We start from the raw sequence: 12,251 nt of genomic DNA, 5'->3' as shown, positions 1-12,251 counted from the left end.
CATCATTTGTCGTTACCCCAGAACTTCATTTCCTGGATGTTGGCGGCGTATCCGCCGTCGGTCCAGGTACGGAGTATTTTCACGCGGATATACCTTACGCGTGGTGCATCCAGGGGTACGGTCATTTGTTCGCCGGCGATGCTGGCGTCTATGTCGTCCTGTGTTTTTTGTCCTACGGGCAAGCCGGAAGGCTTGATTACAGTATGTTCCACGAGGCGGGTCCAGCTGTCCCAGCTGCCATCGGAGGCGGGATTGGTGGAGCCCCATATTTCAAACTTGCGGACATTGTTCTGCAGGTAAATCCATTCATTAGGGCGTTGCCACAGGGTGATACGACTCAGTTGCGCCGTTACGCCGAGATCGAACGTGATAGACATGGGCATGCCGTCGAGTTTATCTGCCGAGTGCCATAATGTTCCGTTCCATAGGTTGGAGATAGGCAGGCCCCAGCCGTAGTCCACATCTCCCGGTAATTTCACTTCCCTGAAATTTGCTTTATCCAATAGTTTTTCAAAGATGGGCGTCAATTCCTGCATAAGGGTATCCGATTGGTTGCCCCATCGGTCTCTCACAAAAAATCCAAACTTTCTCTTTTCTGCTGCGAAGCCCCTGATGGAATAGTTACCACCTTCCAGTTTGGTGTAATGAACATCCGAAGAGCTGAATGCGCCCAGGGAATCGGTGGTGAGTGCAACGATGGCGATATCTGCTTTGGTATCATTTTTAAAGCTGATGTTGATACCGCCGAAGTCTGCTTTTATCTCCAGTGATTTGCGTACAATCAGCATGGGCGGCGACAACGGCTTGATGGTTGTCTTTACTGCATCCGAGGCGGTTTCATTACGGCTTACCACGTACAGGGCTATTTCGTGGCTGGCGGAGTCGCCAAAGCCATCTACCACTAGGAAGTTATTATAGTAAGATGATCTTATTTCGCGTTTCTCTCCCGGCCTGATATCATACAGGGCCTTTACATACAGGATATCCTTGTTGTCGGGCAGGCTGTAGGTAATTTTTGCGGCGCCTGGCATATTGGTAACGCTGAGATTTGTAATGACGCCAGGTTTTTCACCGGAGGTATTTACCGGCTCATGTGTTTCTTTTTTGCAGGCGGCTGCCAGCAGTAAGCAGGCAAGCGGCAGGATATATTTATTGATGTTCATGTTGTGCGTTTTTAGTAAATGAAAGATTACCATCCAAAGCCCTGCACCAGTTTTGGATTGTTGAGCAGGTCCCAGTTTTCCAGCGGCCACAGGTAATTGCGGGTCTGGAATGTTTGCCGGTACAGGGTTCTTACGCGGTAGTAGAACACGGGATCTGACTGGTCTACGTCCCAGCCGGTAACCGGTTTGTTCAGTTCTTCCATACTTTTTTTCCAGCGGCGGAGGTCCCAGAAGCGGGCGCCTTCCATGGCGAGTTCTATTAGTCTTTCCTGCTGCACGATCTGGCGGAAGCCTTCCTTGGTCTGGTATTTTCCGGGTTGCCTGGAGTAGGCCGTCCATGCGGCTTGTACGCCTGGTAATCCTGCGCGGGCCCGTACTTTATCGATGTAGGTAAAAGCTGCGGGTTGCGGGCCTTCTGCTTCATTCAGTGCTTCTGCGTACAGCAGGTACAGGTCGGCGAGTCGCATTTCCGGCCAGGGGTGGGTTTCTACAAAGAGGCCCTGTCCTTCGAGGATTTCATTTTTCCAGTTCACCAGTTTTTTGGCGAAGTAGCCGGTAGTGTTATTATCGTAAATATTTTTCCGTGTTTGCCATTGACCTGCTTTGGATTCTATATGGAACATTTTCTTTTGCATCATCCATATGGCTCCGTCGAATGCGAGATCTGCGTAGAAGCGCGGCTCGCGGTTGAAGTGCATGGCCGCGGTGGTATATCCTTCCTGTATGAGTTCTCCTTCTGCTTTTACGGCTGTTCTGAGTTTCAGGCGACCGGCATAGTCGAAGGTTTTATCTTCGTTCATGGGCACGCCTTTGTCGGTATAAAATTGCTCTGCTATTTTCATGGTGGGCGCCAGGCTGCCGAGTACCGATTCATTGCCTATGCGGGCAGGATCAAGGCGGGGCATAGCCTGCCGTTGTATTTCATAGGTGCTTACACTGGGATTGGCCCAGATGATTTCCGGGTTCCATTGTTCGCAGGTGCTGTTGCGGATAGACATTTGCCGGGTGAGTGTATCCGACAACGTTACCCCCAGCTCGCTGAAGGTATAGAGCAGCATGCTGGTGCGTTCGCATACGTCGATGGCTGCTTTACAAGCATCGGCGGCCACTTTCCATTTGTTGGCATCGAAGGCGGTATTGAACAGCGGCGCACCGTCGGAATTTTTGAAAGCGGTGTAATCGATGTTGCCGTTGTACAGGGGACTGGCAGCGGTCACCAATATGCGTGCTTTGATGGCGAGTGCAATCGGTTTGGTGATGCGTCCCAGTTCTGTAGACCTGTCGGCGATGATTTCCGGCAACCCGGCTGCGGCGGTGTCCAGCAGGTGCGAGATGTAGTTGAATACGGTGTCCACGTGTTCGCGTGGCACTTTAGTTTCTTCAGCGGTGCTGGAAATGGGCAGGTTGTACCGGATCACGGGAACGGGGCCATATTGGCGGACCAGCAGCCAGTGGTAATATGCTTTGAGGAACATCACTTCTGCACTCCAGCGGTCTACTTCACTCTGGCGCATGTCTACCACTTTATGGATATTTTCCAGGAAGATGTTACAGTCGCGCAGCGCCTTGTAATACCATCCCCAGGTGGACATATACACGTTGTTGGCGCTCTGGAAGCCCTGTGCCACCTGCCAGGGTGTTTCGCTGGTGCTGTATGGGCGTACCATCCAGAATTCGTCGCCGGCCACGAGGGCAGGATTCGTGGAGAGGTCCGCACTGTTGGGAAGATAGGAGTAACAGGTAAAGAGGTATTTTTCTGCTTCTGCGCGCATGGTAAAAGCGTTGTCGATAGTAGCCACGTTATCGGGTACTACATCGAGGAATTTTTTACAGGAAGCGGCAGAGAAAAGGAGTATGCATAATCCGCACCATTGCAGGTACCGGCGTATATTGAGCGTATTGGTATGTTTCATATTTGCACAGTTAAGCGGTGAATCAAAGTCCCAGGGTTATTCCCATATTAATAACCCTTTGTACCGGGTAGCCAAGTCCGTTGCCTCCCATTTCGGGATCCCAGGTTTTAAATTTGCTGATCGCAAAAAGATTGGAGGCGTTGGCGTAGATGCGTGCGTTGGTCATGTGTACGCGGTCCAGCAGGCGTTTGGAAAAGGTGTATCCCATTTCGAGGGATTTTAACCGGAGAAAATCGCCGCTGCGCATCCACCAGGTAGACGTTTGATTGTTGTTGTTCACAAAGTAGTCGCTGAGGCGTGGCCACATGGCGTAGAGGTTGCGGTTACTTTCGCTCCAGTGATCATCCGCAATGGCTTGTAACAGGCCATGCTGGCCGCCTTCGTTCAGCACAAACGGTGAAATTTGGTAAGAGCTGATAAAGAAGGAAGAACGGGCAGATCCCTGGAAGAAAAAGCTAAGGTCCAGTTGTTTGTAACCAAAAGAAAACCCGAAGCCATAAGTAATTTCCGGTGTGGTAGGTAACCCGATGGGCACCGCATCGGAGCTGTTGATTTGCCCGTCGCCGTTTACATCATGGTATTTGATATCTCCGCCCATTACTGCCTGTCCCCAGTTCTGGTAGGCCGAATTGGCTACTTCCTGTTCATCTACAAATAACCGTTCTGCAATATAACCCCAGCTTTGGGAAAGGGGATGTCCTACCCGTGAGCGGTATTCTTCCGGGTAAATGGGTTCCTCATTTACGAGCAGCTTGCTGGTAGCGTAGGTGAAGTTACCGCGGAACTGTACGAAGGAGTTGTTGTTGAAACTTTTCGTATAGTCGACCGAGAGATCCACGCCTTTACCGGAGGCCTCGCCAACATTAGCCTGTGTGGCGGCATTGAGCCCCATGGTGCTGGGAATGGTGCTCCGTGTCATGAGGATATTTTTCCGGTTTTCCTGGTATACGTCCAGGGTGATGTTCATGGCGTTGAAGAGGCCGACCTCCATACCGAGGTTTGTTTTGTATGATTTTTCCCAGGTGATGTCGCGGTTCTCATAACGGTTCACGGATACGCCATTGCGGTAGTAGCTTCTTCTTTCTCCGAAGGAGGCGCCTTTGGAATTGTCGTTCATATTTACATCCGACAGGTAGAAGAAGCGGTCATCTTCATTTCCGATCTGGTCGTTACCAACCAGTCCGTAGGTGGCGCGGAGTTTCAGTTTATCGATTGTTTTGGAGAATGGTTTAAAGAACGCTTCGTTTTGAAGGTTCCAGGCGATACCGGCGGAGGGGAAGAATCCAAAGCGGTGGTTGCTGGCGAATCTTTCGGAGCCATTGTATCCAAAGTTAAATTCTGCAAGATAGCGGCTGTCGTAGTCGTAGGTAAACCTGCCAGACACGCCCTGGTTGCGGTGTGGCAGGGATGTTTGCAGTGTACCGGCGTTGGCGGTGAGGTAGTTGCGTACCAGGCCGATGAGCATACCGGACACGTTATGTACTTTATTGAACTGCTGGTTGTAGTTAACCGCCGCTTCCATGTATGCGGTAGTGTTCAGCACTTTATTGCCGGGCTCATAGCCCAGGTATTCGGTACCATTGGTGTTGAGTGAAGTGAGCACCGGTTCTTTTGTGAACTGATCATACCTCATGGTATAAAAGTAAGGGGTGTACCTGCGTGTTACATCGAAGTAGGAGTAACGTTCTGTATAACCCATCATGCGCGCGGTGAGGCCGGGGAGCAGGAATTTTAAGTCCTGTTTCAGTTCCAGTTGTACCAGCAGTGTAGAGGTGTTGTATTGCTGGTAACCGGAAACGGAGTTGGCGTAAGGGTTATTATAGAGGTTACTTCCGTTGCCGGGCAGGCTGGGGGAGCCTGGTTTGATGGCGTTACCAAACAATGGATGTTTTAATTGCGGTGCATAGCTGGCGGGATAAACGGCGGGGAACATTACGGGGTTGGCCCATATAGTTTGTGAAAAGAGTCCTGCGCCGCCGCCTACTGGTCCGTTATAATCATCGAACTGGCCGTAGGTACGTACAATTGCCTGCGAAGTGGGGGTGAGGTTAATGTTTACGTTGGAGCGGAGCGAATAGTTTTTTAGTTTGATGTTGCTGTTGAAATTATTCCGCTGATCCACGTTTAGCACGCCATTGTCGACGTTATAAGTACCTGCAATATAGAACTGGGCTACTTTTCCGCCGCCTTTCAGGTTGAAGTTAGTGCGTTGGTTGACGGTGTAGTCTTTGATCAGTTGTTCGATCCAGTTATTATTCGGATACAGCAACGGATCATCGCCGGCGGCAGTATGGTCTATTTTAGATTGGGAGTATTGAACATCCTGCAGTGGAAACCGGGTAAGCACGGCTTCATTGGCCAGTTTCATATAGGTGATGTTGTCTGCAAACTGGAAGTTGCGGGTATTGCTGGAGATGGAGTTTTCGAAGCGTACATTAAAAGATGTTTTTGCTTCCACGCCGGATTTGGTCGTTACCAATACTACGCCGTTAGCGCCCCTGGCGCCATAGAGGGAGGATGCGGTGGCATCTTTCAGAATAGAAAACCCGGCTATATCATCCGGCTGCAGGCGGGCGAGGTCGTTGGTGCTGGATTCCATTCCATCTATGAGGATGAGCGGATCCACTTTACCGGTTCCAAAAGTGGTGATACCGCGTATAAAGAAGCTGGCGTTGTCCCTGCCGGGTTCTCCGCTGCGCTGGTAGGATATTACACCAGACAGGCGGCCTGCGAGCATGGTGGTAAGATTGCTGGTAGGGCCTTTCAGTTCTTTTGGATTGATGCTGGTTACCGCGCTCACCATGCTGGTTTTTTTCTGGGTGCCATAGGCTACCACCACCACTTCACCTACATCCGATACTTTTTGCTGCATCGTTATTTTCAGGAGTTTGTCGTTCTTCACCTGTACTGTTTGCGGCTGCATACCGATCATGGTAAAGAGGAGGCTGTCGCCCACATTGGCTTCTATGGTGAAGATACCCAGTTCGTCGGTGAGGGCGTTGGTGCGGGATGTTTTATTAACAACGGACACGCCTACCATGGGGGTGCCGCTGTTTTCCGTTACCTGTCCTTTTATTTTTATACGCACCGTGCCGGTGGGAACGGTGGAGACGATGAGGGGTTTCTTTTTAAGGATAATTGTTTTTTTAACGATAGTCCAGGTGAGAGGCTGGTCCCGGAAGATGTCGTCCAGCAGGCGCTCCAGGGGTACGTTGTCCTGTGAGCAGTTAACCGGTTTGGCATTTTCCACCATTTGCAGGTCAAATACAAATACATACCCGGTTTGCTTCCTGATAGATTTAATCACTTCCGTGAGGGGGGCTGCTTTTACGTGCAGCGTAACGGGCTGCGCATAGCCGGTGGCGTGGGCCTGGAGAACGGCGGCGAGCAGCAGCAGAAAGGTTAGTTTCATAAAGCATAATAGTTTTTGGTTCGATGAAACATGCCACCAGTTATGGCGGACTTTCAGAGAAGTTTGCATCATTTTTTACTGCGATTTAGCATGTTATTAAGGTTGATAACGTAACAGGAACATAAGGGCATAGCTACGCCAGTGCGAGCAGGCCGCTGGTAATTATTCACTGCCGGTAAATAGCTTTAAATGTTAAGCTGTCGTTGATTTTGGCTGACTTATTTCTTTTTTCATAACTAAAAATGCGCGTGGTGTTAAGGACTTACTGTAATTGTTTTATCGTTGATGTTGAAATGAATACTGCCGGTTAATTCCAGTTGTTGCAAAATATCTTTCAGGCTGTCGTGGCGGGAGAAGGTGCCGGCGAACGCTTTATTTGTCAGCTCGCCTTCATAGATAAACTGCACATCGTACCAGCGGGCCAGTTCGCGCATAATACTTTTGATGTTACCATTGAATTCGAAGCGGCCTTCTTTCCAGGCGATTGCTGCATCTACATCGGCGTTGCTGATGCTGATACCACGATGATCGCGGTTTACGAGCGCCTGCTGGCCGGGTTTTATTTGCCTTACCGTGTTTCCGCTGATGATGTTTACGGCGCCTTCCAGCAGGGAGGTGCAGATGTTTTGTTCTTCTTCATATGCCATCACATTAAAGTGGGTACCCAGTACCGCTATTTTCATGTTGTTGGCTTTCACAATAAAAGGCTGACTGGCCTGATGCGCTATTTCAAAATATACTTCTCCCTGGATAGTTACTTCGCGGGTGCTGTCGGTGAATGCGGTGGGGAAACGGATGGAAGAGGCGGCGTTGAGCCATGCTTTGGTGCCATCGGGTAATATTAGCTGGTAGGTACCTCCTTTATTAGTATAGAGGGTATTGATGGTAGGCGTGATGGTGGCGCTACTGTTATAGGCAAGGGTGTTGCCTTTGCGGGCAACGGATACGCCGGATTGCACATCTACTGCTTCATCTTTATGTTGTTCCAGGTCTATCACCGCGCCATCGCCACGTACCAGGCGGGCGTGTTCCTCTTTACGGGCAGGAGCATGGTTGCTGGCAACCGCTGTGTTAACAGTGCTGCTTTTTACATACAGTTTATAGCCCGCCAGTGCAAGTACGCCGAGCACGCAGGCGGCTATAGCTGCGCGTTTCCATACTGCTATCCTGTGCACAGGGGCCGGCTGTGGCTCGCTGTTGCTGGTTTGCATGATCTGTTGCAGCATGTTGGCGGCGGTATCGTCCGGCATGGCGCTGCTGTCCTCATCTGCCTGCCGGAGCAGTTCATCGAGTAGTTCTTTAAGTTCTTCGTCATGTGTTGACTGCTCCATCAGGAGCATAAACTCCTTTTTTTCTTCCGGTGTATATTGCCGGCTATAGTAACGATCAAACAGGTATCTGAATCGGGATACTGTCATGAATAGCGATTTGAATAAGGAGACTATAAAAAGAAGCACATGGGTTAGTGCTTTTAAAAAAAAATATTTAACTGTAAATCCAAACCAGGAGAAGGAAGGTGTTGAGGTCCATGCGGGTGAGGCAAAATGCGCGGATAGAGCGCATGGCATTGGCCAGGTGTACTTTAATGGTTTCAGGGCTTAGCTGGAGGCGGTCGGCGATTTCATTTCTTTTCAGGCCTTCTTCCTTGCTGAGTTTATAGATCAGTTCCTGTTGGGGTGGAAGCTGGGCGATGGCATGTTGCAGGATCTGTTCATATTCTTTATGGATGACATGAACGTCTCTTACATCCGGTACCATGGCGGCCGACAGCTCGGATTCCATGAGCTGTTCACGGGCCAGCAGCTTCATGGATGTGAAAATATGATTACGGGTAGTAGTAAAGAGATATGCTTTGAAGTGACTGATTTCATGGAGTTCATACCGCTTGAGCCACATCTTCAGAAAAACATCCTGTACAATATCCTCAGCTTGTGAAGTAGAATTGAGCAGGCGGAAGGCAATTGCGTATATGCGATGACGGTAGTGATGGAATACACCCGCAAAGGCATGATCGTTGCCCTGAGCGAGGCTCAACAAAAGTTCCCTCTCATTGTAAGTATTTATTTCCATACGTGGTTACAAGTAATCTCAAATTACTTGATTTCCAGATAGCTTGTTAGCCGTAAATTCGCCGCTATTAATATTATTTTAGCTTTTAATAAACGCGGCGGAGCTTCGTCCACCGCGTTTATTAAAAGATTTAAAAAGTTACATGCCGCCGCCGGTACCTACTTTATAATTTTTGATCTTTTCTTTTATGATTTCCAGTCTTTCATAATCCGTGATCGTAATCGGGCCGGTATAAATATTACTTTGCAGTTTGCGGGGAGGATATTTTGCGTATGTTTTCATAAACTCCGTGATTTCGTCCTGTATGTTTGGAAGAAACCAGGTTTTTTCTGTGAAGTTGTTCATGAAGAGATCATACCTTTCCTGGGGATCCTGCCACAGGTCGAAGATTTGCGAGGCGGTAGCCACATATTTTTCTTCGCCTTTCCATCCGAGGTTAGCGTCTACTGCGAGACCGCCGGTAGCCTGGCCGCCATCTCCCCTTAAATTAAATACTGCTTTGAACTGACTGATGCGTATGGCGCCGGGAGAAAGTTCATTTTCTGTGAAGTACATCCAGGTAGTGCGTTTTGATTTACCGGTACCTTTCAATACCATCGACATATCGTAGCTATCGAAGATGATGGGTTTTCCGCCGCGGTCGTTTTGAGGAAGACTGACACCTGCCAATGATGCGAAGGTGGCCATAAAGTCGAGGGAGCCGAGGATGTCATGATTCTGGCTGCCGGCTTTGATAGTACCGGGCCACCACATGATAGTGGGGATGCGGTTACCGCCTTCTCTAACAGTTCCCTTGGTACCACGGAACGGCGTGTAGCCGCAATCGGGATACACATCCTGCCAGGTACCGTTATCAACAGTGTACACCACCAGGGTATTTTCTGCAATGCCGAGGCTGCGGATCTTCTCCATGATCTGGCCTACGCGGGTATCCAGTTCCACTACGCAATCGGCATATTTATTTTTTCCGGTAGATTTATTTACAAAGTCGGGGTGTGGAAGGTTGGGCTGGTGGTTTTTAGCGAAACAAATCTCCATAAAGAATGGTTTGTCGCCTTTGGCCGCCTGTTCCAGCCATTTAATGGATTCATTTTCGGTGGTTTCGTCGAGATAAGGAATCACGGAGCCGTCGATTTTCTTTACTTCACGGAAACCTTTACCAGCTTCGCCTTCCAGCGCGCCTTTCGTGCCTTTGGCCCAGCGGTCGCGCAGCGCAGCGGGCATATCCGCGTTCCATTTCGGATCTGCATAAGTATATGCGTTGAGATGGTAGAGGGTTACATTTTTCATTACATCAAACCCGTGGGCAATAGGCATAGCATAATCTGCTTCGCCGAGGTGCCATTTGCCGGCAAAGAAGGTGGCATATCCCGCTGTTTTCAGTACGGAGGCAAGGGTCCATTCTTCTTTTGGGAGCCCGCCGCCATCGCCGGGGAAGGCTACAGTGGTCATACCGCTCCTGTTGGGAATGCGGCCTGTAATGGCTGCCGCCCTGCCGGGTGTGCAACTGGGCTGACCGTAAAAGTCCCAGAACAGCATCCCTTCCCGGGCCATCTGGTCGAATGAAGGGGTGGGCGCTCCCCGGCCTTCGCCGCCGCCATAGGGGCCAAGATCGCCCCAGCCGGTATCGTCGGACATGAGGATAATAATGTTTGGTTTCTTTTGTGCAGTGGCGGATGACAGCCATCCGGTCAGGAGCATACCTAACAGCATAAGCATTCTACTCTTCATACAAATGGAGTTTTGGGTGTAGTGAATTGGGAACGATGAAGATTGCTGATGGTGTTCACGCCAGGAAGGAAAATGGTCGTTAGGTAGAGAAACAACAGCAGGGACAGAAAAGTTCACATGCTTCCTGCTATTCCGAAATGATTTAAATTAGCGGTTTAATATTATATAAGGACGATTAAATGTGACCAGGATTTATGGAAATAGCAAACGACGCAACATACCAGGCCGCTGCAAAGGTGGCCGGAACGATAGAAGCACATTTTAAGAAACATCTTTGCGCTGCGAAGGAGAATGGAGAAGATGATCTGGCTACTGTGCCGGCAGCCTGGCAGGTGGAAAAGATCATTGACGTGGCCTTTTGGGCCAGCTTGCGCAAGGAAGAAGGGAACGCCATCCGGATTTCCCTGGCGTTTTTGCCGCCTTCACAGGCCGGCAAGCCCCTGCTTTTTGAGAAACCCCTGCTGCTTACGCCGCAGTTGCTCACGAAACTGGCGCCGGGCGTGGAACGCCCTGGCATTCATATTGGCGTATGGCCGGTGGGCGATGAGCTGCACGTATGGGGCACTACCATAAAATTACCCAACCTCTGTTTTGTATTGGATGTATCGGAGCCGGGCCTGCTGGTGGTGAAACACCGCCGTGCGGCCGGATTGGGCAAGTTTACCAATGTGGCCATGCTCCGTGGCGACCAGGTGAAGGTGGTGAACGAAGACAGCGGGTTGCTGCCCGACAGTCCGCCGATCCTGAAGTCCCTGCTGGGCTTAACGCCTTCCTGTTTATGGAACAACAGCGTGAATGTATTGATACAAATTGCCGTGTCGATGCGCGCGCACAAGCGGGGTGGTATTTTGCTGGTAACGCCTTCCAACAGCGACGCCTGGCGCGAATCTATCATTCACCCGCTTCAATATCCCATCAGCCCTGCCTTTTCAGGGGTGGCCGATTTGCTGCGCTATGACGGAAAAAGCGTGACCGAAATTTTCTGGCAGAATGCACTTCGCCGCGAAGTGGAGAATATCACCGGACTTACCGCTGTAGACGGCGCCACTATTGTAAACGACCAGCAGGAGTTACTGGCCTTCGGGGCTAAGATTACCCGGGCCAAAGATGCCTGGCCGGTTGATAAAGTATTGCTGGCCGAGCCGATAGAAGGCGGCGTGCCTACGCTGATACATCCGTCTGCCATCGGGGGAACGCGGCATTTGTCCGCTGCACAGTTTGTACACGACCAGCACGATTCACAGGCGCTGGTAGCCTCGCAGGATGGATACTTTACGATATTCTCCTGGTCCAATCAGCAGCAGCTGGTACAGGCGCACCGGATCGATATCCTGCTGATATAACTTACTTTGCAGCCTCTTATGCACAGATACTTCATTATTAACAAGCCTTTTGATATGGTGTCGCAGTTTGTCAGCTCTCACGATGTGAGGTTGCTGGGGGAGCTGCCGTTTGATTTCCCGGAGGGCACCCATGCCATTGGCCGGCTGGACAATCACTCCGAAGGGTTGCTGATATTGACCACCAATAAAAAGGTGACGCGGTTATTGTTCCAGGGGAAGGTACCGCATGAAAGAACGTATCTCGTAAAAGTAAAAGGCGAGATGAACGAGGCCACCCTGCAACGTTTGAAAGAAGGGGTGCCTATTTGCGTGGGGGAAGGCGAGGAGTACATTACCACGCCGTGCCGCGTGGAAATAGTAACGCGCCCGGAGGGACTGTTCGATCACCCACGGGAGTTGCCTATTAAAGTACCGCATACCTGGCTGCTGATCACGTTAACCGAAGGGAAATTTCACCAGGTGCGTAAAATGGTAGGAGCGGTGCATCACCGCTGCCAGCGGCTGATCCGCGTGTCTATCGAAAACCTGTTGCTGGGAGACATGCAACCCGGCGAAGTAAGGGAACTGCGGGAAGCCGAGTTTTTTGAACTGCTGAAGATCACAGATTATAAAGATTAAC

General features: G+C 50.3%; 8 protein-coding genes. 2 read left to right on the top strand and 6 right to left on the bottom strand.

Going from position 1 to position 12,251, the window contains the following annotated elements:
- Window positions 1–2 precede the first annotated feature (2 nt).
- The 6 genes from ACLHR0_RS11790 to ACLHR0_RS11765 form a co-directional block, all read right to left on the bottom strand.
- Window positions 3–1,163, bottom strand: a complete 1,161-nt coding sequence (locus ACLHR0_RS11790) for a DUF5000 domain-containing lipoprotein (protein ID WP_436486756.1) — start codon at window positions 1,161–1,163, stop codon at window positions 3–5.
- Between the two features lie 26 nt (window positions 1,164–1,189).
- The gene (locus tag ACLHR0_RS11785) at window positions 1,190–3,076 is read right to left on the bottom strand and encodes a RagB/SusD family nutrient uptake outer membrane protein (protein WP_436486754.1); all 1,887 of its coding nucleotides are present in this window, start codon (window positions 3,074–3,076) and stop codon (window positions 1,190–1,192) included.
- Window positions 3,077–3,098: 22 nt separating this feature from the next.
- Window positions 3,099–6,488, bottom strand: a complete 3,390-nt coding sequence (locus ACLHR0_RS11780) for a TonB-dependent receptor (RefSeq protein ID WP_436486752.1) — start codon at window positions 6,486–6,488, stop codon at window positions 3,099–3,101.
- Between the two features lie 254 nt (window positions 6,489–6,742).
- A complete protein-coding gene (locus ACLHR0_RS11775; RefSeq protein ID WP_436486750.1) occupies window positions 6,743–7,906 on the bottom strand; it encodes a FecR family protein in 1,164 nt (387 codons plus the stop codon).
- Window positions 7,907–7,973: 67 nt separating this feature from the next.
- Window positions 7,974–8,558 carry an RNA polymerase sigma factor gene (locus tag ACLHR0_RS11770; RefSeq protein WP_429048631.1) on the bottom strand — a complete coding sequence of 195 codons (585 nt, stop codon included), beginning with the start codon at window positions 8,556–8,558 and terminating at the stop codon, window positions 7,974–7,976.
- A 138-nt stretch (window positions 8,559–8,696) separates the two neighbouring features.
- Window positions 8,697–10,289 carry an arylsulfatase gene (locus tag ACLHR0_RS11765; protein ID WP_436486749.1) on the bottom strand — a complete coding sequence of 531 codons (1,593 nt, stop codon included), beginning with the start codon at window positions 10,287–10,289 and terminating at the stop codon, window positions 8,697–8,699.
- A 194-nt stretch (window positions 10,290–10,483) separates the two neighbouring features.
- Between ACLHR0_RS11765 and ACLHR0_RS11760 the strand changes: the two genes are divergently transcribed.
- Window positions 10,484–11,632 (top strand): putative sensor domain DACNV-containing protein, encoded by a 1,149-nt coding sequence (locus ACLHR0_RS11760; protein WP_370910550.1) that lies wholly within the window; start codon window positions 10,484–10,486, stop codon window positions 11,630–11,632.
- A gap of 18 nt (window positions 11,633–11,650) precedes the next feature.
- A complete protein-coding gene (locus tag ACLHR0_RS11755) occupies window positions 11,651–12,250 on the top strand; it encodes a pseudouridine synthase (protein ID WP_436486747.1) in 600 nt (199 codons plus the stop codon).
- The last annotated feature ends 1 nt before the right edge of the window (window position 12,251 follow it).

Origin of the sequence: Chitinophaga sp. ARDCPP14, assembly GCF_051362515.1 — a bacterium.
Lineage (GTDB): Bacteria > Bacteroidota > Bacteroidia > Chitinophagales > Chitinophagaceae > Chitinophaga.
This window is presented reverse-complemented; position numbering and strand designations above follow the sequence as displayed.